The sequence below is a fragment of the Pseudomonas sp. BF-B-15 genome, assembly GCF_019946675.1.
Taxonomy (GTDB): Bacteria; Pseudomonadota; Gammaproteobacteria; order Pseudomonadales; family Pseudomonadaceae; genus Aquipseudomonas; species Aquipseudomonas migulae.
The window spans coordinates 37,481-59,558 of record NZ_JAGYFZ010000019.1; the positions used below are offsets into that span (position 1 = coordinate 37,481).

Annotated in this window: 17 protein-coding genes; 4 read left to right on the forward strand and 13 right to left on the reverse strand. The window is 50.0% G+C overall.

The window, feature by feature from the left end; translation table 11 throughout:
- Positions 1-129 precede the first annotated feature (129 nt).
- Positions 130-4,194, reverse strand: a complete 4,065-nt coding sequence (locus KGA97_RS08835; protein WP_223480604.1) for a P-loop NTPase fold protein — start codon at positions 4,192-4,194, stop codon at positions 130-132.
- A 360-nt stretch (positions 4,195-4,554) separates the two neighbouring features.
- Between KGA97_RS08835 and KGA97_RS08840 the strand changes: the two genes are divergently transcribed.
- Entirely contained in the window at positions 4,555-5,817 is a 1,263-nt protein-coding gene (locus KGA97_RS08840) for a YiiX/YebB-like N1pC/P60 family cysteine hydrolase (RefSeq protein ID WP_223480605.1), read from the forward strand.
- A gap of 218 nt (positions 5,818-6,035) precedes the next feature.
- On the opposite strand, the gene KGA97_RS08845 is transcribed toward KGA97_RS08840, so the two are convergent.
- The 4 genes from KGA97_RS08845 to KGA97_RS08860 form a co-directional block, all read right to left on the reverse strand.
- Positions 6,036-6,950 (reverse strand): hypothetical protein, encoded by a 915-nt coding sequence (locus KGA97_RS08845; RefSeq protein WP_223480606.1) that lies wholly within the window; start codon positions 6,948-6,950, stop codon positions 6,036-6,038.
- 610 nt (positions 6,951-7,560) lie between these two features.
- Positions 7,561-7,959 (reverse strand): hypothetical protein, encoded by a 399-nt coding sequence (locus KGA97_RS08850; protein WP_223480607.1) that lies wholly within the window; start codon positions 7,957-7,959, stop codon positions 7,561-7,563.
- Between the two features lie 64 nt (positions 7,960-8,023).
- A complete protein-coding gene (locus KGA97_RS08855; RefSeq protein ID WP_223480608.1) occupies positions 8,024-9,757 on the reverse strand; it encodes a UvrD-helicase domain-containing protein in 1,734 nt (577 codons plus the stop codon).
- Complete coding sequence (locus KGA97_RS08860; protein ID WP_223480609.1) at positions 9,754-11,835, reverse strand: ATP-dependent nuclease; 2,082 nt, start codon at positions 11,833-11,835, stop codon at positions 9,754-9,756. Before KGA97_RS08860 ends, KGA97_RS08855 begins: the two co-directional genes overlap by 4 nt.
- A gap of 232 nt (positions 11,836-12,067) precedes the next feature.
- On the opposite strand from KGA97_RS08860, the gene KGA97_RS08865 reads away from it, so the two are divergent.
- A complete protein-coding gene (locus tag KGA97_RS08865; protein WP_223480610.1) occupies positions 12,068-13,273 on the forward strand; it encodes a hypothetical protein in 1,206 nt (401 codons plus the stop codon).
- Positions 13,274-13,453: 180 nt separating this feature from the next.
- On the opposite strand, the gene KGA97_RS08870 is transcribed toward KGA97_RS08865, so the two are convergent.
- From KGA97_RS08870 to KGA97_RS08900, 7 genes are all read right to left on the reverse strand, one after another.
- Positions 13,454-14,200 (reverse strand): hypothetical protein, encoded by a 747-nt coding sequence (locus KGA97_RS08870; RefSeq protein ID WP_223480611.1) that lies wholly within the window; start codon positions 14,198-14,200, stop codon positions 13,454-13,456.
- Between the two features lie 7 nt (positions 14,201-14,207).
- Complete coding sequence (locus KGA97_RS08875; protein ID WP_223480612.1) at positions 14,208-15,140, reverse strand: ComEC/Rec2 family competence protein; 933 nt, start codon at positions 15,138-15,140, stop codon at positions 14,208-14,210.
- Positions 15,141-15,795: 655 nt separating this feature from the next.
- Entirely contained in the window at positions 15,796-16,704 is a 909-nt protein-coding gene (locus KGA97_RS08880) for a hypothetical protein (protein WP_223480613.1), read from the reverse strand.
- 451 nt (positions 16,705-17,155) lie between these two features.
- Positions 17,156-18,001 carry a hypothetical protein gene (locus KGA97_RS08885; protein ID WP_223480614.1) on the reverse strand — a complete coding sequence of 282 codons (846 nt, stop codon included), beginning with the start codon at positions 17,999-18,001 and terminating at the stop codon, positions 17,156-17,158.
- A 310-nt stretch (positions 18,002-18,311) separates the two neighbouring features.
- Complete coding sequence (locus KGA97_RS08890) at positions 18,312-18,836, reverse strand: hypothetical protein (RefSeq protein WP_223480615.1); 525 nt, start codon at positions 18,834-18,836, stop codon at positions 18,312-18,314.
- A 54-nt stretch (positions 18,837-18,890) separates the two neighbouring features.
- Complete coding sequence (locus tag KGA97_RS08895) at positions 18,891-19,625, reverse strand: hypothetical protein (RefSeq protein ID WP_223480616.1); 735 nt, start codon at positions 19,623-19,625, stop codon at positions 18,891-18,893.
- Positions 19,626-20,264: 639 nt separating this feature from the next.
- Complete coding sequence (locus tag KGA97_RS08900; RefSeq protein WP_131698661.1) at positions 20,265-20,519, reverse strand: helix-turn-helix domain-containing protein; 255 nt, start codon at positions 20,517-20,519, stop codon at positions 20,265-20,267.
- 91 nt (positions 20,520-20,610) lie between these two features.
- Between KGA97_RS08900 and KGA97_RS08905 the strand changes: the two genes are divergently transcribed.
- Together KGA97_RS08905 and KGA97_RS08910 are read left to right on the forward strand one after the other, a co-directional pair.
- The gene (locus tag KGA97_RS08905) at positions 20,611-21,051 is read left to right on the forward strand and encodes a hypothetical protein (RefSeq protein ID WP_223480617.1); all 441 of its coding nucleotides are present in this window, start codon (positions 20,611-20,613) and stop codon (positions 21,049-21,051) included.
- A gap of 110 nt (positions 21,052-21,161) precedes the next feature.
- Complete coding sequence (locus KGA97_RS08910) at positions 21,162-21,518, forward strand: helix-turn-helix domain-containing protein (RefSeq protein WP_223480618.1); 357 nt, start codon at positions 21,162-21,164, stop codon at positions 21,516-21,518.
- 130 nt (positions 21,519-21,648) lie between these two features.
- On the opposite strand, the gene KGA97_RS08915 is transcribed toward KGA97_RS08910, so the two are convergent.
- A complete protein-coding gene (locus tag KGA97_RS08915; protein ID WP_223480619.1) occupies positions 21,649-21,915 on the reverse strand; it encodes a YebG family protein in 267 nt (88 codons plus the stop codon).
- Positions 21,916-22,078 lie beyond the last annotated feature (163 nt).

Below are 22,078 nucleotides of genomic sequence, written 5' to 3' on the forward strand. Positions count from 1 at the left end.
CTACCCAAGCCTCATGGAACTCATGACCGTCTCTTGACGCTCGAACACTGTCGTATTTATCGCGTATTTTCGTCATTGCGATCGATTAGCTCCCTGCCAAGACATTGCACTCATTGGTGACCATGCACGTCACTCACTGACCAGCAGCTTTTCAAATTTTTTCATGGAGCGAGCGCCAAAATGCACCGCCAAAATCTCGTACTCATCCTTGTGAAGTGACTCTGGCTGGAAGTTCTTTAAAGCTGCTTGGCTGACAAGCTGGTTACTTATTTCGGCGATACGCCCTTTTGTTGAATTGGTAGAGGCACCTGAGAACTGCTTCATCAAGCGCATCGCCATTTCAGCCTGTAGATCTTTAGAGTTCAGTACGGTCATGACGATGCTGAAGTCGTCAAACACTGCCTTGATCGTCTCATCTGCGTTGGCGAGTGCGCTTACTTTGGGTATCAACTCTAGGAAGAACGGAGCGCCGAGCTCTTTGACCTGCTCAATCGAGCAAGCCCATAACCTCCGTCTATGGGTATCCTCCAGCGCGTTGCTTGCTAGCAGATTTGCCATAAGCTCGTGCCCTTTGTCCTGCTGGGATTGAATCCAAATACGGGCCGCCAAGTCAGGCTGTTCTGTATTCCCAAGTAGACCTCGCTGAAGAATTCGCACCATTACCTCACTAGGTGCGGGGCGTTTCTTATTGGCTGCAATGGCTGTCCAAGCCTTTTGTAGTGCATCAAGGTGCTCGGGTTTATCCCATGAGATGTTTGAAGCAAGGTTGGCAGCTTGATCAGGGGTAAGCTCGCAATAGCCCCTCTCGAAGGTGTCCAATGCGGAGTTCGGATTGGCTGACCAGGCCGAACACGCAGCGGCAATGAGTTTTACGCGCCCCTCACTTCCAACAAGGCCGCTCTCAACCATATGGCGCATGGAACGCAAAACCCCCCGCTTTGTCTCGGCGGAGTAAGTCACTGCAAACGTGCCAGCTTCATCAAAAATGGCCTGTGGGTCGTAGCCTGGGAGGCTGTCTGACTTCGAAGGCCAACACTCCGCAAGACAGTGGTGCAGCCATGAAAAAAGACTCGGATAGCTTTTACCCTGAACAAAAAGTTGCTGCAGGTTGGGTCCTAGGATGCTCGGCGATGCATGTTGTATGAGGGGCGTGCTCGGCTCTAAGATCGATCTAATGTATGTCTCGGCGCTGATCTGAGATACCAAGTGCGGAAGGAGGCTGTTTACATAGCCATGCAACGGACCGACTTTCCACGCCGCTTGAGGGGTAGCAAGAGAGAATATTTTGTACCTTTCCAGTGCAGGATCAGTCACAGCAACACTGGTGAGAAAGGTTGAAAGAGAACTACCTATCGCGGTTTGAGTCGGTGCAGGCAAAGTTTCAAACTGAGTCGCGATCAGTTTCACGCATTCGATGGGAAGGCTAACGAAGAGTTGAGGGACCCACCCGCCAAGCACTCGTATGAAGTCCGCTTCATTACTTTTTCGTAGTTCCGAAAGCAACGCACATGCCTGCTCAGGAAGCACGTCGCTTTTACCCCATTGATCAGCCAAATCAGCGGTTGCTTTTGCCGCCTCATCGTCAAGGGCATCTACCCGTTCGCGGACAAACGCTAGCAAAATTGATGCTGCCACTTCGTGTTTGATTGTTGACTTTTCATCGTTGAAGTCTCTCAACAGTCGCGCGACGAAATCGCTCACGAACTGACAAACATCTTCATCATCAGCGTATCGGTGGTTGCTTAGAGCGACCTCCCAAGCCATACGCACGGCAACCTCCTCAGAGAGAGATACATATCGTGCCAGCGGGGCCCATAGCAGCGTTCGTGACTCGGCGCCTTGCGCCATCATCTGGTCAAAAATACCTCGGGCCCGAGAGATACTAGAGGCCATATCAAATTGAGGATTCTGACTTCTCTCAAGCTCGTCCGCGAGCGCATTTATGTAGTCGAGGCCTAAGTCTGCAACTAACTTCTCACCATAGCTTTCCAGCCATTGTTCCAGCTCGTTGAAGGACAGCTGGGCGTGTTTGGTGCCGATCGAAATATTCCGATCGAGCAACCAGCCAAGCAGTTGTTCGTCAGCCCGACGCTCTAGTCCAATGCTTACACGCACTGTCAGAATCATAGGGACTGCCATGTGAACCATAGCGATTGCTTCATCAAGACTAGGGGGCTCCATCGTCTCGCGCAGAAGCTTCACGGCGTCGTTACCGCCGAGTACATCGCCTACAAGGCGAGAGGCAATAACTCGTTGGTCGTCGGAAACGGCAGATCGCAGAATCTTGCCGATCTTTTCTAGCCCAAGTTGTGAGCGCAGATCCAGAGAGTCCGCCATTTCACGACAAAGCATACTGATGAGCTGGTAGGCCGGTGGCTCGGGTAGGCGCTCCACTAGGTCTGCTACTACCCGTGAAGCGCGAGCTCTGAGCTCAGGCAATTCCTGTCGCAGGTCTTCAAGCATCTGATAAAGCGCTCGGGCTTCGTCTTCGTGGAGAGGAGCGTTATCGCTGTGCCTGGCGAGTCCTTCCAAAACCCCCTGCGTGTTACCGGAAATAAAGTCACCGTAGATTGGGGCGATCTTCGGCCCCAAACGTCGAGTGATGTGGTCCTCGGAAAGTATAAGCAGGCTTTGTAGTGAGGGTGGCCACCTTAAACCAACGAGGCTTGCGATAAATTGCCGAAGTGGCCGGTGCTCTGCCTTAAGAGTGAACTCTCCATCAGTGAGCTTGTAATAGCGCTCCTTTAAGCGATCCTGTGTTTGCAGAGGCTGGTCGTCCAGCTTTAGCCCGCGGATGACAACATCAGTAAAACGCTGCAGAAATGCTGGATCTTCCTGAAGGTCGCGATAAAAATCAGGAAAACTTACTTTCATCGCACAAAGTGCACCAAGTGAAATGGGATGCGACGTGACAGCCCCTTCGTGGAGTCCTCCAGGCTTGTTAGTGCCTAGACCTTCGGCTTCCCTCTTTCGAGCAATCCACCAAGCTTGAGCGAAAGCATTCACGATCTGAAGGGCGTTTCTCGGATCCTGGACGCTGACATGAATCATACGATCAATAATCGGTGCAAGCTGGAAACCACGGGCCTCAAGATCTGCCGTCACGCTAGTCAACTTAGCCAAGTGAAAACGCGCGAATTCGCGCATGTCATGACGGGGGGGCGGTGGAATCTCCAAGCGGAATTGGAAGATCCTATCCAGATATCTACGTGCGTCGTTGTGAGTCACTACCGAGCCAGGAAGGTCACTATTTCTTCGCCCCCGAGCAAGAGCATCAGCTACTTTGGCTTCGTCACAGGAAATAACAAACACTAAGCCAATGCCCTTCGGAAGCCGATTTGCAGGAATCTCCATGAAGGTGCGTACAGCGTCCAAACCAAGGACCATTTCCTCGGCTGAAAGGCGATCCAAATCGTCAACAAAAACAACCAACCTTTCACAGGCTTTTCCAGAACGCCCCTCCAAAGATCTACATTCACCAGACTTGTAGTTTCGGATTTGATCGAGAAGGAGGTCTTCGTATTGTTCGGACGTAGTGTTAGGAAGCTCCACTCGCGTGATCGGCGTCGACGATGCAACGGCAGGTGGTTTGATGTGCTTTAGAAGGTAGGTGTAAGCCGCCGTTACACACAAAAAGACGATGCTTTTCAGAAACTCACTTTGAACATTAAAAACGAATAGGGTTAGGTAACAAACCCCAAATAAGAGGGACATCGCTGCGATCAAAGCAGGTACCGGCAACGCCCATGCCTTGAGCGTCTCCAGAGTAACTGTTAACCATCCCTTCGGTTTCTGGGTTGTCTCACTGATCTGCCGAAAAAGCTTATCGTGTAGGTGATCTTCTTTTCCGCCTAACTCCAGGAACACATGACGCAACAGGGCACGCTTGATGTCCTGGTCGTGCCCACCGAATCGCCAAGCGTTGAAAGTGATGCCATGGAACCGATCCTTTCTAAGCTTCCCCCCTTGTTTGGAAGCATCGTTTTTCAGATGATTTGTGTACAGTTCCTTAATACTGCTTTTGCCGGTACCCCATCCACCAAGGAGACCAATGCTAAACGGAGGGGCTAATTGCTCTGACTCGATAAGGCTTTGCAGGCCCTGAGCGAAATGCCTATGGCCAAATGCATCTTGATCCGCACCAGAAATTTCACGATCCAAAATGGCGGGCATGATCCTATTATCGGTGGGCATCAAATCAATCCTTTGGCTGCTGGCATTTGGCTTCACATACTGTCGCTACTTCAGTAGCGCTGCAATAGCTATCCACACTGCAGTGGCAGGCCTATTCGTGAACGCACGTTGGCACCCTATTTTGCTCAGTTCCTCGGAGTTCTTGGCACTGATGGGCAAACGCGACTAACCCCTTATATGGTCCGAAGTGAGGACTTTCGAGTTACCTTGTAAACAGCGTCCGCTGCGTTACCAGTAAGTGCTGACTGCCAAGGGTGAAGATTTTCGCGTGATGATCATGATCGTGTGGCTTGGCGTAGCTACAGCGAATACGCATCGCTCAGCACCTGCTCCGGAGCGATACCTAATATGAGGTGTGAGATGAATGAATCGAAACTGCGGCCTAGGGTGTTCGTCGCCGGCCTCATCCAGCTCGGCGATGTTGTCCTGACGACCACGCCCGAACCGATGAGCCAAACGATCCGTAAGGTCATCGGTGCGGACATCTCTCACGCCATGATTTGTGTGGGTAAGTCGAGTGTGATTGATTCCACTGGTGACGGTGTCCACGCACGCAACCTTGATCGGCTCATTCTTGAGCCAGGCTGCGCTGGTTATGTACTTCGACCGGTGGAGCCGCTGACGACTGACCAATTGCACTCCGTCATCTCCTTCGCCAGAGCTGCGGTTGGTACTCGATACTCCATGACCGGCGCCGCGAAAAGTGTGTTGGCTGGTTTCGTGGCCGGCCGGAGGCAGTTCTGCTCGCGTTTGGTCGCGCAGGCCTATCGTGATGTGGGCGTGAACCTAGTTTCGGATGCCGACTTTTGCCATCCCGGGGAGTTCCTGAAGAGCGCGGCGCTTGTTGAGGTGCCTAATGTGCTTAGGAATCTCAGTGCAGAAGAAGAGGCTGACTGGCGTGAGGATATTGACAACGTTCAGGCCATGCGCGACTCAACCAACGTGTTGCTTCGGGAGGCCCGCAAACTGTTCTCTGAGATTGAGTCACTCAACGACATCGATGCCTACCTGGTGGAGCATCAGGAGGGAGATGCTCACCTTGTGCAAGCCCTGCGATCTTCGAGGTATCTGGAACTGTGGCGAGATGAATTCGAAAGGAATTCCTGGCAGTACCACGTCGCCATGATGGAGGGGCACGATGGCTCGGCGGAACGCAAGCAGAGGTACTGCGAAGAGCTGCTGGCAAACGAGAAGTTGTGCCAAAACCGTTTTGTCCTGAACCACGCGGGCTACGTGACCGTGAACGCGTTGCACCCTCGCCAATATTTCGCCCTGAAGATAGAGCTGTACGACCTCCTGACGCAGTTTCATTCTCGGCGCATTAGGGCGGCAACTACCTGGCTTGAGCGCAGGGGACTGCTTGAGCCAGCGCCTCCCAAGATGCTCCGTCCGCACACGCCTGAATGGTTTGCTTCGCTGCGCGAATGGAATCCCAAGCAGGCTGCAATGACGGAGGCGGCCATTAAGGCAACGGGAAGTTCTGATGTGTGCAGTGTCTGTGCGGATGAACCAGTCCGCGATTATGCCTTCGTGAGTATCCCAGCGGCTGGACCAGGGACGTTTCGGCTCTGCGACGACTGTTTTTGCATCCAGTCCATCGACGAACCAATGAAGCCTTTCTAATCGCACAATCCATCGCGGACATTCGGCCAGTCCCCAAACTGGGAAATTGCACGGACTTGCCCACCCATTTGCATCGGATTTGACCAGCACGATTCGTGGGCATGACCGGCAGAGAACGACCCAAAGCTGACGATGGCGACAGGCGGATATCGGCCTGTCTTCGGCGCAGGCGTTGCCTCTGGCTGGGCCAGGTCTCGACAAATGTCCGCAGCCATTGGCTAATGCCCACACGTCATACACGTTCCATAACTGCTTATGACGTTGCCTGGGCAATCTGCGTCATACTCTTTTGTGCACTCAGTTCTTTCTACTTCGTACTCATCATCACATACCGGGCAATAAAGAATATTGCAGGCAGCCTGAGGTGTACTAAGTCGGGCAAGTTTTGGTTCAAAATCCCCATAGTCACGGCTTGCTTCGTCGTGGCAGTGGGGGCAATAATATGCTCTTTTTTTCTTGTCGATTTTGAAATATTCTTTGACTTGTGCAGGCTGCAGTGCCTCAATTATGTAAAACAGTTCCATGCAGGCTTCGTTTGTAATGAATTCGCTGCTACCCAGTTCTGTAGAGGGCGAATTTGTTAATGCATCAAATCGTAGCCTTGCCCAGGAATCATTGGGGAAGAGGGTTTTATGCATAAAGAGTAGTGTGCTTAGTATATCGTTGAATGTAACCTCTAATGACTTACTTACAGAGTGCATTATCGTGTTGCGTTTTTCCCTCAAGTTGTTAAAAGCGTCCACAAATCCTCCTTCAAATGGCGCGCCTGAAAAAGTATCGTGAACTTTAATTAAGTCTTGCGCATCAATTGTGCGAAAAGTACTGAAATCTAGTGGCCCACTATATGGTGATGGCCATTTTGATGGTGAGTCAGAAATTAATATGTACGGGGAAATGGCGCATATCCGTCCCTTTATTACAAGTTCAACGCCTTGTTGAGTAATCGTAAGTGCCGTTGTTAGATGCCTTTGAGAAAGGTTCCAGTATTCTTCGGAAACCTCCGACGGGTCAATGCCATATTGTTCCGCCTCATTCAGGTTGACAAGAAGTTTTGCAACAATATCCCACGCAAACGATAGTAGTTCTTTACCTGTTTTATAAAAATCTTCGGATGTTGGAGTATTTAAAATCATTAAAGATGCCTTGAGTTTATTTTTTGTGCATAAAATCACATCAATATAGGGCCAAAGCGCAAACCGGGGAAGCCCCGGCCTGTTTGCTGATCTGGTGTTCTAAGAAAGTATGAGGGTGGTCGTAAGGTGCGGTGCACTGGAACCAGGGAAAGGTTTTCGACGTAGGTCTTGGCCGGGCTCTCGTAAGCGGAGCTGTAGACGACCATTACAAACGACCGCTATTGGCTGTGGAGTCAACCGGTCGGTGCAACAGATTGGCTAAATCGTTCAGCGGGTGTTCATAGTGACGTACCCCGCTCAACGACGTACCGAAGACTGCCTACGCTGGTTTTGTTTTCTACGATGGATTTATGATAGTGCCGTCCGCAGAGCGCGCTACCCAAATGTTGTTCTCAACGGTGAAATTGATAGTCTCTTTGGCATTTAAAGTCCATTGCATCGGACGGCCCAGCCATTTTATATGTTCATCTTCAAAGGTGGTGCTGAAATCGATCTCTCGCACGGTTAGTGACTCAGCGTGCCGTTCCGTAATCTCAATTGCACGGACATTGGAAAGCCGCATACATGACTGTGCTACCACCGTTTGAATTGCAGCAATCCAGTGCCTCGGTCATGGCTCGGGGGCTGGCAATGCTACTTCGCTCAGCGGGTACGGCATGACCATCTGGATGGGTTGGAATTTATTACTAATACGGCTGAGCATCTCGTCTTCCTTCTGGGCTCTCAGCATCCGCGGCTTCTTGTTCAGGTCGTTGCCGAAGAAATCTTCCCAATGCCCGATGAGTAGCTGGCGCGGCTGGAGATAGCGCAGTAGCGCGTCGGGATATTGCGAGACCTGAGTTGTCGAGGCGGCGCACATGATCATCACGTCTACCCGCTTGCCGTCCGGAATCAAGGGAGGGAAACCAAAGGGTGGATTGCTCGCAGAGTCCTGGTAATGGATGCGGTAGACAGGTTTGTCATCGTCATCCAGCAGGTCAATGAGAAACGCCAAGGTGGTGACGGCCAAAAGTGGACGTATGTAGCTGGGACTCCCCGGTGTTAATCACCCGGTTAGCCTGGTCTATGTTTTTTTACATTGAGATAGCAAGCTCTTCGACATTGTCGCTTCCAAACAGGTTGTTTATCGCTTCGAGTGCGGTATCCGGCATGGTTTGCGTGGCAAGCACTGCGAGCCGAGTCATGGGTCGGGAGATGGACACATAGAAGAGGTTGCGGGCACGATAAAAGCCCTTCGTATTCTTACTATTCAGCGCCTTTGTCTTAACAAGCTCTAGTAGCTGAGGCCAGTTGTAGTGATTCCAGCCCCCTCCGAGCACTACCAAAACGTTCTCAAACTCGGCACCCTTGACGCTATGCTGAGTGGCAAAGAAGGTCTGTTTCTCAATGAATTTGGCCACCTCGATAACCTCTCCGTAAGATATTTCCCGCAGCTTGCTGTATCGCTGAAGTGCGGAAGCATCGTCAGGTATGGGGTCGCCATTTAGGGCTCTGAGTTCTTCGTCGCGCCGGAGCAGACGATCCGGTGGCGATGGGCGTTTCGTTGCTTTTAGGTGATCGATGACCTGTCCAATCGTGCCTTCTACACGCAGCATCTGGAGAGTATCCATGTTGCGACGCCAACAAGTTTTGTCTTCATGCTTGGTGATCGTAGGACCGGAGCCGAACACCCTAAACATATCGCCGAAGCGAGATGCGCCATAGGCCGCACACATGGGTTCGACTACTTCTACAAAGAACTTGATCGCCGGGTCTTCCTTCTTTACGAATTGTTCGGTGCGACCGCTGAATACCTCTGCGATGTTGGGATAACCCTGCTCAGCGGCCAGGACGTTGTGGGTGAGCATCAGTACCTTCGTCTTGCTCAGGTCCCAGCCCTCGGCTTGCAGTCGCTGCATCAAGTCTTCTCGGGTGCGTCGCGCCAGGTCGGGTGGAAGATCCTCTTTGGAGTGTCTGTCATTGGTCCGTAGCCCTTGGTAGGCGTTGGTATGAAAGAACCGCGCCTCGCCCTTCGCCTCGGGTTCATGGACGGCTTGCTTTAATTCAGGGCGTAATTTGTTCAGCACATCGACAACAGCAGGCACCGATCGAAAGTTGGAGCCTTTGGGGATTTCTTCTATAGGGTATTCAGCGAGCTCGTATTCACTACGATAAATAGTCTGCCAGTGGTCCCCAAATAGACCAACGAGCGGACCTGTGGCGGGCCTTAAAAAGTGCTCGGTAATTGCCTCCATAAACAGGGGATGGGTATCTTGATACTCGTCGATGAAGATCACTGGAAACTGTTGGCTCAAGAGACGTCGGAACTTTTCCTTCTGCATGAGATTGGCCATCATCTCCGGAATGTCATCATGGCTCAGAGTGATTGTATCGGTATCGACGCTGAAGTATCCCAAGTTGTAATCCACAGGCTTTGATCCGACTCCTCCGCCTTGTTCCACCTTTTCTTTCCGGTCATCCATTTCACCCACGAGGTCGCGCAGCGCCTTTTGAAACTGGTGCAGAAACGCCCAGGAAAACCCGTGGATGGTATTGACCAAAATGGCGGGGTGATCCTCAATCTCCTGTGCAATTTCGTTACGGGCAACTTCGGTGTAGGTGATGCAAGCTACCTTTTGACCTGCTTGAACCAAGGCTGGGCCTCGCTCTGCAATCAATCGCTTAAGCGCGGCGACTAGGGAATACGTCTTGCCTGCGCCGGCGCCGGCTTCAAGGCGAAAGCTAAAACCTGCATCAAGGGCCTCATTGATCTTTCTTTGGGCCTCTTGTGCAGCAATTAGTGCTGGATTTTCGGTAGGCTCCGTCATACCGCCTCCTCCTTCACTGATGCTTCTACGCTCTGCGCGGGAGAAGGCGGGGCGGAAAGCCATCCTAGGCCTTCCTTGATATAGCGGGGTACAGTCCATTCCTTTTCGCGTATGGCGAACCGCAAAGCCGTATCCGCTTTCGCGAGCCCCTTGGCGATCTCCCATGCCTCAGATGCCTCGTCCTGCTCCTTAGGCCATTCAAATCGATCGGGGTTTGCTAGGACGAGTGCATCTTCATAGCTGCGGGCACAAATGCTAGTGCCAAGCTTCTCTGCAATCTGATAGGCAATACGACGGTAACCGCTTTGCTTCTCTTCAGCAGTCTTGGCAACAAGCTCTGCCGGAGTGATCTGCCAGCCATCCTTATCTGCGGCGTCGTCGGGACGAAACCAATCTTTTATTGCTGCATTCGACGTCCGCTCGCCTTCTGCCACGGGGCACTTGTCCCAAGTCGTAATCTTTTTCCCATGCTTGTTCTGCTTTTCCACCGGCTTGGTTGAATCCAGGTCGGTGACGACCAAGGTCTTGAGCTCGAGGAAGTCTAGGAGTGGATAAAAGATGTGCGCATAAGCTCCGCCGACCTCGACGCAGGTCACATATTGTCTGGCCAGCTTGTGTTTGTCTTCGAGCGACTTATCAACCAATTCGCACAGACGGGGCATCAGTAGTCTCTCCGTTGTCCCCTCAACCATGATGGCCTTGTCCGCAAAGTACAGGTCACACTTGGTTAGCGTCATGTACTGGTGCAGAAAGTCCTGGTCGTCGGGGGAAATGCTGCTTAAGCCCTTCTTGAAGTCTTTGACCTTGGTCTGACGAGCATTTGCCGGAGTAGGCGACTCATTTAGGAAATACCTCACTGCTTCAAACGATGCGGTATTTGCCACATGCGAAGAATGCGTCGAGATGACGAACTGAACGTTCCAGGCAGCCTCTTCAGGATAGCTCGTCGACAGTTTTCCAATGGCGGCATTGAGTTGGTTGATGAAAACTTCTTGCATCTGCGGATGCAAGTGAGCTTCAGGTTCTTCGATGAATATTAGGTGAGTTGCCGGACGTGTTGTCTTGGCCCGGTAGGCCTTGTGGTAGCTCTCGAGCTGCAACAGCATGTAGATCAAGTTGCGAGTACCGAGGCCATTATAGCCCTCCGGGAGATGTACCCCGTCTGCGCCTGTGTAAACCACCCTTGTGTGGTCCGACAGAAGGGCCTCAACGTTCAATGAGGTCTCGGGTCGAAGCTCGGTATCGTTGAGGCTTGGAAAGCCCAGTACCTCCATGGCTGGCAAAAGCTTTTTCAGCATCTCGTCGAAGTCGCCTTGAACATTGCGCTCGATGTCTTCGACGGATGCCTTCAGCTTCGCCGCCAGCTCCTGATCAGCAGCCGCAGCAGTTGGTGCGGAGGCAGTTTTAAATAATGCGCTGAGCAATTTCCCAATTACATCGGCATCGCCATGCTTCGCATGATCGAGAGTTCTTTGTGCCCGAACGAAATTACACTGCAGCAAAGCCGCCAGTGCGGCCGAGCCCTCAAAATCACGGCGATTGGTATCGTCGGTGGGGTCGATGGCGAACACATGGATGCTGTATGCCTTGGGTACCGTATCGCGCAATGAGCGGAAGAAGTGTGTTCTTGGTTCGACACCTTCTGGTGCGGGAGGGGTATCGAGCAGCGTGTGGAGGCTTGCTAGTGTCGATCGGTATTCGAGGCGCACAATGGCAGTGGTGGAGTCTAGATCCAAGTCAATGACGAAAGGGGAAAGAGGTCCTAAATTCGGGGCGGTACTGTCGTAGCGGAAGGTAAGCGTAAGAGCAAGTGTCGGGAGTGCCGCGAGTACGTCTTCTGGCTTTGTCGCTTGTTCTCTAAGCATCTTTGCAGCGAAGAATCGCTCACGCTGTGCGGCCGAGAAGTCTTCAAGGCGAAACCGTGCCCCGGACTCACCAGTGAAGCGATCAAAAATGTCGGTAAACGATGTCTTTCCGCTGTTGTTGCGTCCCACGATCACCGTGGAATTTTCTTCCAGCATGATCTCAACATCCTGGAGCAGTCGAAATCCCTCGACTCTAACCTTCTCGACTCGCATTCTAGCTCCCCCCGATTGGTTGTCCTAAGCGGCTTCTTACTCGCCGGAAACGAAGATTTTTTATTCTGACCTGGTGAACGGTATGTGCTGTGCCTTGTTAACAAAACGTTACCGTCAAGTACAACTTTTAGCCGAGCCAGCCCTTTCTGTCTCACTTTTTCCACAAACCTAAGTGGTTCGCGCTGCTGTTAGGGGCCGAGACAAGCGCTATTGAAAATAAAAGGAGTATCGATTGACCCAAGCAAGCGAACCAGTCTGGCTCAAAATTATGGAGCACGGAGCAGCCGGAGAAGCTCGCACTAAGGCGTTCCTTCTTGACCGTTTTTGGGTCTTAGAACGATCCGTTGACATTGATGGCGCTGACTTTTTGATCCAATTGCGCTCGCTCTCTACCCGCTTTACCGACTCTGCGCCTCCCCGCGTTGGAATCGTTCAGGCCAAATATTACCAAGATCAGAATACGACTCAGTACATTCCGTGCCGGTACGTGGCCGATGATAAAGGCAAACCACTAAAGGGATTCTTCGCTGTCCTTCACGTTGGCCAGGAAGACCAATCAGAAATGTATCTACTGTCTTCCTCCGAAATAGTGGCGGCACTTGATATGACAAAGGATAGCCCTTCGCGTTACATCGCAGGCAGGAAAGCTTTCGATGAGAAGTTCCGTGTTCTAAACCGACGACAGGCACTGGACAAGATTCAGCACGAGTTGACGCATCGCTCGTCTTCGGAGTCCTTGCGGTTTTTGGACCAGGTCAATATTCCGTACCGCAAGGTTGAAAAGAGCAACATCGATTTCGCGTACACGCTGCCAATTCCAAACTCGCAGGCAGACATCTCCAAAGCCTTCTATGATTACAGGGACAAACTGCGCCCACTCCTATATGACATAGAGGAGGCACTGATCGCGATCGACAACATCTTCAAGACAACCGACCCTCGTTTCGCCGTGCAGGAACTAGAAAAGCTGCAGGAATATCGCTCCTGCCATCAATTTTATGATGGTCTTACTTTCTCGTCTAGCAAATGTGATCTCGACTGGGAATATTTGAAAGATGCTCTTAATGAGCATGACAAGGTGATAGATGCACTGGACAAGGTCAGCAAACGAGCAGCGTTCCTAGACCTCTCTGCTCGCACCAAGGACAGCCTGACAACCAAAGTCCGCGAGATATATGATGAAGCCAAGACGGGGCAGAGGTACTTTGCGCTGTTGAAATTCGACCATGAAAATCTAGCCTTTCAGCGCATTAAATTAGAACTTTTAGATGCGGGAAAGTCGATGCCTAATAAGAAATTTTCTGCATACTGTTCAGTGGATAACTACTTCAAAGATAGAACAAAGGAGTCGGCTACCGAGATTGTTGAGAACTTATGGCACAAACTGGCGACTGAAGTGTTGCGCTTCCTCAGCATAGATGTGGGGGACGAAGAATGATCAACGGTTAGCAAAGGAATAAATAACGCTAGTGATCATCTCCTTCTATGCGGAGCACCAACCGCGTCTTGATCGTCTGTTTCTGGCCGATTGCAGCCGCTCAACAACGGCTACTATCGGCCTGAAGCAATGTGATGTCTAACTATGCACATGGTACATGTGACATCTGTTAAGAGCCTCTCAAAGAAAAAGAGCTTTACCTTTCAAGGTACGATCTATCAATTCCACAAGTGTCGCTGTCTTGGCGCCGACTAGGTAGCCATCCGACGTGTGCCATTGAACCAGAACTGCCTGTAGCTTAGCTTCGAGATTCGGTTTTGCTTCGCTCCCGCGATTGAACCATGCTATTGCAGGCCCACCACTCATTCCGTGAGCATCAAGATTATATATGCGCGTCATTTTATCGGTGCTGACTAGCATATCGTCATTGAACCAATATACCTTGGCCCTGGCGATCTTGGTAGTTGTGTGGATACTCCTCGTTTCGAGCCAGGTGGAAACCGGAACTGCCGTTATAATCTCGTCGGGGCGAAACAAATAGGGAAAACCTATCACTACAACTCCCTGAGCACTGTCAGCAAGTTCGTCTAGGTCACGCTCCACTCTTATTCTAGGTATACCGACGGTAGCTAGTTTGAAGTCTCCTTCGACTCTAAAAAAACCCACATCATTGGCCGCGCAATAAAAAAAATCTTTATCGCCAAGCGCGAATGGGCGGCCGTTTAAGTCAAGGTATGCGTAAGATTTTTTGCCCCCCTTAGCGAGAACATGCAACGCGCTCACCAAATAGCAATGACCTTCAAAATGAGCGAAAAACGCAGTCCCCAATATGCGTGACGCGTCCTTAGCGAGAGAGTTCCGAATAGGAATCAGTGCTTGCCCATAATCCGCACCAATTTTATCAATAGCCTGAAGCAACTTGATCATTGCAACCTCAATATTCAAAACTCAGCACACTACCTTTCTCAGGGTATTTTACCTGATCCTGATATTCGTGCATTCGATAGTCCAAATACGTGGTTCTTTCTGGAAAGTAGAATTCCGCGCGCCCATTTGGAGTGGCATCAAGGATACGTCTGAGCACTTGTTCATCTGGATGCCGCCGCCCGTCCGACAGAAATAAATACCGCGAGCACCGCCACTTCGAAACTAGCTCTTTGGTGGTACTGCTCTTACTGCCGTGGTGGGATAGTTTAACCAGCTCGTATTCTGGAGTTGACGACGGGTAACGGGCCTCCAAAGCTTCTTGTATCCTTGATGGCCAAGCATCGCCCAAGAACAACCAAACGCGGTTGTTGAAGCGCACTTCGAAAGCGAGACTCAGAAGGTTGGACTTAGAGTTATCCTCCTCGAATTCATCGACTTCAACCTGCAAAGCTTGGTATGAACGACAAGGTTCTGGCACCGAAATATCTTCAGGAGAGAGCACTTCGCAGATTGTACTGCCGCCATACTTGATAACGTCTTCCTGGCGAGGAGATAGAAAAACCAGTTGTACCTGACGATCCATCAAGTAATGTACGTGCCCCTGCGAAACCACAGTGTGATTGCACGCTGTCATTATTTTCGCCAACTCAAGCCCCTGCCTCGCGGAGATGTCTGATAATTCTGAATGCCTCAGAAGTCTGTCCACGACAAGTGGAGAGTTGAAGATCATGTCCTTGAACACAATTCCACTGTCCTCTGATAACAGATGAAAGAACCCTCCTATATGGTCATCATCATGATGAGTAACGATGGCTAGGTCGACAACGCCACTGGGAATGAGGTCATGTATCATTTTGGCCATACGCTCGACATTACAATATGGCCGTTTCGGCCCTGCATCGATCAATATGTTAAAATTGGCATTATTGAATTGCAGCAAGGTACAATCGCCAGCTCCGACTGGTAGAAATGAGATTGTAAGAGAGGTATTTGAGTTCAATGAGAGATACAAGAAAATATAGGGAGTGGGATAATTTAGCGTAAGACGACTAACCTGGCAATATATCTCTCGGGTAATATTAGCAAGCCAGAAAAAACTTTTAGAGTTTTTTGTTTTCAGGCCTAAATTGTGCGGCAAAGTAATGGTTCATACCAGCTTAATCGACCACTTGATTTCATTCTACTAAGGGGAATTGGCCGGGCCGGTACGAATTCATTACCGGTCGCGATAGGCCGCAATTGGCCGAGGCTGTGTAAAAACGTTTTTGAGCGCGTCAGGTGTTCAAAACCGGACTGGAAATCGCGTTTCTACGCGAAATCCACATCTGCAGACGTGCCGATAAATTTCAGATTTAACGTAGGCGCGGAAGCTTCAGTTTTGGCGAAGCGTTTTTACACCCTCTGTGCCGATAGCTGCCTCACAACGGCAGCATTAAGTCGAAAACTCCAACATGCATTCTGACGTTATGATCCTGAGCTGCCGTTTTCTCAATCAGCTTGGTTTTGTGGGTGCGAATATTCAAGTTGTAATTTCAATTTTGTTCCTGCCAATAGATGCTAAAAATACAACCCCCTGGCGCAGGAAACATTATGAGTTACTTCGAAAGCGAAGGAAGAATCAGCATTGAAGTATTTGTGGGCTCTGCAGCGTCCAGGCCCGTAATTAAATCAGAATTATGGTTCCACCTGGCTTCATCTATAATTCTTCTAATTGTAATTTCGCCTCGAAGCAATGCAATCACGATATCAAAATATCCTTTTAAAATATTTTTTATGTAGCCTTGGATTTCATCAGGGTTGATAAGCGTCGCAGTTGAAAAGCTTTCCATTACCGCCTTATAAACCTCACCCCAGTCTCCATTTAGATCGAAATATAAGATAGGGTAGTGATAATCTTGGATTGATGGCAGTACATACTTGATGCCATTTTGACTTGCTTTGACTTGCAAGCCGGCGGGCTTGGCACCCACGCCGTTATTTTGACTTATACAAAGCAGTTGATTTTCGGTGTTGTCTTTTTCAACCCAAATAATATCCCTTTGGGTGTCACATGGATTATAGTGCTGCGGATAATTATGTTTTGTTCTCATTGAGCCAGTTGCTACGGCTACATAATCATCAAGTTTTTTGTGAGGTCGCTGGCCGAATCGAGCATACATCCCTAGCGTTCTGTTTACTTCAGGTGATGAATTGCAAAGATTAACAACTAGAGACTCAGCGATACTGCCAATTAACCGAGTCGCATCAGCGCGAGGATCGCCGGTCAGAATTTGTTTAAGTATCAAATCCTGCGATATATATGACTCCTCAATCAATACGTCGAGTAACGTACCTCCATGTGTTGCCATTTGCAATTCAATAGAAGGCATTTGTAGATATTCTAATAGAGCTTGTGAGTGCCTTACCTCTCCACCGTCCCCTTCTACAATTACTTTTATATTTGGCGGTAAATATATCAAAATATCCCATCCTTTGGTTACTGGTATTGGTCTAGATATACGCATTCATAGTTATGCATTGGCGGCAACGCTTAGCTCCGCACTCCAGGGCTTGTTCAACCAGTTACACGCCACCTGCAAAATACCAGAAATCACTTCCCCAGTGAGTCCTAGGACATTTAATTTCGAACCGTCCGCTTGTGGCCGTTCTCCGCCGATCATGGTTTCAACGCGTGTTGGTAGAATCCGATGCAATCGCTGGGCAGAACGAATGCAAGTGACTGGTCAGGTCGAATGCAAACGGGTGGTCAACTGGAGCGCAATTTCGCACAAACTGAACAAGAATGACCTTAGCTCCGCTTTTTTGAACTCAAACAATATTACTTGGCAACATAGGGCTCTAACAGTGTTAATGCGCGCAACTGGCCGGTCATTTGTGGAGTTGGTCGTTGAAAAATAACTGAAGACCAAGGGCGAGCTGATCAACCCGCTTCAGAAGGTCTACAGTTAGATACCGTTAGGTATTAGCCGTCGACTTAAAAATTCGCTCGATCGTATCCCACCACTTATAGGCAGCACCAGCAAATGCCCCAAGGAAGATGAATAGGGCCACGGCCCAATGCGTGCGAAGTGAGTAGATGCCTGCGGACAGGGAAAGCGCCCAGGTGTCTCGCCACGGCGCTTCGTGCTTGAAATTGCCTCGATGCAATTTGTCAAAAATATCGCTGAAAATGCCCAGCTTCCGCAAAGTTGAGCTTTCTATTTTTGAGTGCTCCCCTCGAATGAAAGCTTTTCCTTCTTCTTCGCCGCTGATGGCTTCAAGCCGGCTGATACCATTGAGTTCCGCAATAGAAAAAATCCGCCCCTTGGTACCATCACTTGCAATAGGCTTAGCGTGCCTATCCCCAAATAATTTGTAAATCGCATTTGAAAGGTCGAACTTGCATGAGTCTTGGAGGGAGTACAGCTTTACTCCTAGAGCACTGGCTCGCCTGTGCAGATGAGTGAACCCAAATTTGGTGTCACGCATATTCCAATGTATGAAGGTGCAGTCGTCGAATTTCCTAACATGGCGCGAGAAGGCTTGAAGCAGGCTGCGCTCAAGGAGATCCAGATCTTGGACAAGCGTTTCCGTGCGCTTTTTACGTTGCGCCTCTCCGAAAACAGTCCAAGACATGGTTTGGCCGGACTTGAGGTTTCGAACCGCTATGCCCGAAATTCGCACCGGAGTGCCGGCCGCTCCATCGAATAATTCACAAGCGTAGTGAACGAGGAAGGTGCGGTTTGAGTCGGCGTGAATTTGGCTAATTCGATCACGAATTGCAGCACGCTCTTTGATTAGCGCGGCGGTGTTTGAATCCATCTGCGAAACTCTGCTTCTTGACGTTAGGTGGCCAGCGTCACCCCCCAGGAATTATGGAGTGTGTCCTTGCCAACAGGTGTTGTCGGTAGCGGTGACAACGGCGGGATTGGATCTTGCCTCACTGAGACGGCAAACGCCAGTGGCCTTTGGCTATGATACGTTGCGCGCATGGCGCGTTATTGACGGGTATTGCGCTGAATTTCACACCTATTGGTTGGCTTCGCCATTTTTAGCAGGTCAGATACGCGCATGCGTTAGTTTGGCTTCCATGGCCTGTCCTACCAAAGCGATGCAAAGGAGACTCTTTTCGTTATCGACGGGCTTTGAAAGGTACTTGATAGGTTCCTTCACCGACGGTCCAGTCACCTTTCGATTTATCTGTTCTGAAGCAAAGAGCTTTGTTGCATGTCGTCCATTCAAGGCGCACTCCACGTCGTTCCAAGTCGATTGCCATACGCTCCAAATAAGCCAGCTCTTGTCGGCGCTCCTGAAGCTCACTGGTGGAGGGAACAACCACGCTAATGATCAACCATGCAGCTCCGAAAATGACCGCTAGGGCCAATAATACGAACATCAGGACTTTCAACTTTAACCATTGTGCTGCGCGTTCGTAACGCAACGCTGCCGCGTTTGCCTGCTCGTCTGCCCGAGCAAATTTTGCCTGCAATAATTTTGCAGTTTCAGTTGCGGTCGTTTCTGCCGCAGATTCGACCTTTTTTATGACGTCCCGGGATAATGCATTGACGCTCTGCTCGATGTTGCGTCGCATGTGATCCAAGGCCCTGATTGCTGCCTCTGCAGTTTCTTGGTTCTGATTGCTGGCAGATATGATCATGGTCACAACGTTTAGTTGAGCCTGGACCTGGTCGTCAAATTCTCTGTGTGTCATTCATGCTCCGAACTCAGGGCCATCGATGTCGATCTTGCGGGTGAGTTTCTGGCGTTGTTTCTGCTCTCGCTCATGCTCTCGTTGTCGTGCGAAGTTCAGTTCGCGTTCCAGGCGGTGCTGCCGCTCCTTGATCCACATTCCGTGCTCAAGATTCAAATCGAATAAGTCTGCCAGAGGAGCAAATCTCAGCAGGCCGCCTGGTTCTGCCATTAGCAACAGGCCTCCGCTCCCCACCTCGCCGGTACCTTGAGTTTTTCTTACCCAAGCCAGATAGGCGTTAACTTGTTCGCCGGTATACCTAACATTTTGACTTGCGATGTCCTGGGCCAAGGTATTGATGAAATCTTCAAGCCTTTGAAGCTTTGGACCTCGTGGACGAGGAAAGGCGTCGAGGTAAGGTACTGTCCTCAGACCCAATGTTTGTTCGGTAGCTTTAGTCTCAATCGACCAATGTACCTCCCTGGATATTGCTTCAAAGTCGAGTTTCTTTGCTGCTATTTCTAAGGCAGCATGCCTCCCTCGTTCCTTCGCTAGTTTTGCTCCTTCAGCCTTGAATTCGATCAGTCGCACGACACCAGTGAACTTGAGTAAAACGTCCCCCAAAAGCTGGTCAGCTGGGGTTTGCTGAAGCAGGTTGATGGATCCCGCCAAAAGCCCTTTGTCTTGTTTATCGCGGAGAGAGTACCCAAGCGCGAACAGAAAATTGCCTATCGTAATGTTCTCGTACAACTTCATTCGTTTTGTAATCCTTGTGATGATAAACAGCTTCCAAGCAGCATGCGTTCCAGTGGGCAAGAGGGGCGTGATGCATAGAAATCATCGCACGATGATGCGTATGTGCCGCATCGCCTGGAGGTTGCGCTCGATGAGAACGTGTTCGTGGCAGGCAAGCGTCATCCTCGCAGTACTCATTTCGAGTTATTCGAAACGCTTCGGTATGGTTTAAGGCTATCGTTCGGCAGGCAGGTAACTTGACTCCGATGTTCAAGTCGGTTGGACTTATGGGAAGGTGGGGGCTAGCCATGCAGGGGGAAGTACTACGTGAGCAAGCTGGTGCCAAATCGAGGTGGATCTATGAAAGGTAAGCGCAAAGCAAAAACAACAAAGTGGTTACTTGCCGAGCAATGCAGGGCTGAAGCTTGTGTGATTCTTAATAGAAGGTCTGCAAAAGCTAGCCGATTTTTGGACGTAGCTTTTTTCGTTGGTCCAGATGTCGAGCCGTGCGGGTTGTTGGCGGGTAGCGTGCGTCATTCATAGCTAAATGTTTCTGATGCGGCCTGCGAGCATAACCCATTGGCTTTACGCGATCAGCGACTCTGGAAACGATAAGATTTTAGAGATTTCACGGCGAGATTAGCTTGGTCGGCAATAGCTCTAAACGCTAACGGAGCCAGATCCCAACACACGGACCGTTTCCACCACCAAATCAGCAGGATCGCAATGTAACGCGCTAGCAAGAGACAGGAGTGTTTCTAATGTAGGCTGGTTATGCCCGCGTTCCATCAAGCTGATGTAATTCCGCTGATAACCACATTGAAGAGCTAGTTGCTCCTGCGTGAGGTTTGCTCGCTTTCTCACATTTCGTAAGACTAATCCAAAAGCTGTAGCGACGTTCACAAACCCCTCCATTGAGGGGAGGAACTGTGGTCCACCTTGCCGTTACAGTCTTCACAGTATAATGTGAATTTTGCCCTAACCTTACAGAAATATGAGAGAACCAATGTTCAACGTAGTGGATCAATTCGGCATGCTTTGGGACGTCCTCGGCGACAGCGAGGAATTTTATGATGCAGAACGTACAGTCCGTCGTGTTGAGTACGATAGAGGCCATCCGATCTTTTTGATTTTCTATTGGCATGGCGACGAGTCAAATATCAGTCGGCGGCTTTCGATTGTAGCCGATGCTCAGGAGCTTCAAAATATTACGCGCTCCTACTCATTCAGCCAAAAAGTGGGGATTGATCAAGTGTTTATCGCATTGCCAGAACGAGTCACGAAGGCGTTGCCCTGGGTAATTGAAAAGCTTATATCTGCCAGTTTTTTAATAGATCACGAGACTCGAGACTTTGGGTATCGCTACGAGACGGATAAAGGTAGTTATCTCGACAGCTTGTCTTTAGATACGTGCGGTATGGAGTCATATTCACTGTACTCGATTTGAATGTTAAAAAATGTTGAAGCTATATTCTCCTTTTATGGTCAGAAAATAACGTAACGAATGGCTGACGAAAAGTCATACTTTGCCATGTAGCGTGCGGGAATTAACACACTATGAAATTTTCAAGGTACACAGATCAAGCGATTGCAAAAGAGGTGGGAACGTATATCCAGGCAATACGCCTGAAAAAAAATATGAGCTTGGAAGATGTAGCAAAAGGGTCTGGTGTAAGTCGTCAGACTCTTAACCTACTGCTTAATCATGGGAAGGGGACGGTGGTGAATTTGATAGCTATTCTTCGAGCTGTGAAGGAGCTTGAGCGATTGAGTTCATTGCTGGAAGAGGTGCGCCCTAGCCCCTTGCAAATTGTCTTAATGGAAGGCCGGAAACGTCAGCGTGCCACTGGTAGTCGCAAAGCGTCTGATAAGAAGGATTCCGACGTTCCTACCCCGAAAAATCGCGATTGGTAACTGAACGCCTCGGGCCGTCTCGCAGACTGCTCCGTTGTACTGTCTGGCGCAATTTCCCAAGGAGGTAACCTCCGGATGGGCGCTAGCGCAACAGGAAAAGGAAGGGCCACAGGCGTTCAATTCCAACTTTTCAAGTTTCTTCGTTGTTCAGTTGGGTGAGTTCTGACAAGGCACCAGCGTTATTTTTAAACGCTGCAGCAAATACCGCCCGATTTTTCGCCAAGAAAATACTGGCATCTTCAGCCTGCTTTTCAGTCAAACCAGACACGTTTTTGAGTAAGACATCAGTCAATAACTCTGCCAGTTCGAGCATTTGGTCATGTGCGTCGGCTAGCTTACGATCCACGAATGTAGTCTCCAAGTCGCGGGTACTGCGATACAGGGTTTCAACAGCCATTTTTTGGCCTCGTCATCAGGTGCAGTATTGAGGGGAGTCGTCCCCGGTTTTACTTTCAAAAATCAATCGGTACCAAAAACTCAATCAGTCGGATCGCTAAACGCATCACCCTCTAGCTGAAGGATTTTTGATGAAGTCTTCATAACTAGGCACCTCTCCGACG

Excerpts from the sequence above, each read along its gene's own strand:
- KGA97_RS08885 (WP_223480614.1), bottom strand. The coding sequence starts at position 18,001 with ATGGATTCAAACACCGCCGCGCTAATCAAAGAGCGTGCTGCAATTCGT.
- KGA97_RS08905 (WP_223480617.1), top strand. The coding sequence starts at position 20,611 with ATGTTCAACGTAGTGGATCAATTCGGCATGCTTTGGGACGTCCTCGGC.
- KGA97_RS08845 (WP_223480606.1), bottom strand. The coding sequence starts at position 6,950 with ATGATTTTAAATACTCCAACATCCGAAGATTTTTATAAAACAGGTAAA.
- KGA97_RS08835 (WP_223480604.1), bottom strand. The coding sequence starts at position 4,194 with ATGCCCACCGATAATAGGATCATGCCCGCCATTTTGGATCGTGAAATT.
- KGA97_RS08900 (WP_131698661.1), bottom strand. The coding sequence starts at position 20,519 with ATGGAGGGGTTTGTGAACGTCGCTACAGCTTTTGGATTAGTCTTACGA.
- KGA97_RS08860 (WP_223480609.1), bottom strand. The coding sequence starts at position 11,835 with ATGCGAGTCGAGAAGGTTAGAGTCGAGGGATTTCGACTGCTCCAGGAT.
- KGA97_RS08910 (WP_223480618.1), top strand. The coding sequence starts at position 21,162 with ATGAAATTTTCAAGGTACACAGATCAAGCGATTGCAAAAGAGGTGGGA.
- KGA97_RS08880 (WP_223480613.1), bottom strand. The coding sequence starts at position 16,704 with ATGCGTATATCTAGACCAATACCAGTAACCAAAGGATGGGATATTTTG.
- KGA97_RS08895 (WP_223480616.1), bottom strand. The coding sequence starts at position 19,625 with ATGAAGTTGTACGAGAACATTACGATAGGCAATTTTCTGTTCGCGCTT.
- KGA97_RS08870 (WP_223480611.1), bottom strand. The coding sequence starts at position 14,200 with ATGATCAAGTTGCTTCAGGCTATTGATAAAATTGGTGCGGATTATGGG.
- KGA97_RS08840 (WP_223480605.1), top strand. The coding sequence starts at position 4,555 with ATGAATGAATCGAAACTGCGGCCTAGGGTGTTCGTCGCCGGCCTCATC.
- KGA97_RS08855 (WP_223480608.1), bottom strand. The coding sequence starts at position 9,757 with ATGACGGAGCCTACCGAAAATCCAGCACTAATTGCTGCACAAGAGGCC.
- KGA97_RS08890 (WP_223480615.1), bottom strand. The coding sequence starts at position 18,836 with ATGATCATATCTGCCAGCAATCAGAACCAAGAAACTGCAGAGGCAGCA.
- KGA97_RS08915 (WP_223480619.1), bottom strand. The coding sequence starts at position 21,915 with ATGGCTGTTGAAACCCTGTATCGCAGTACCCGCGACTTGGAGACTACA.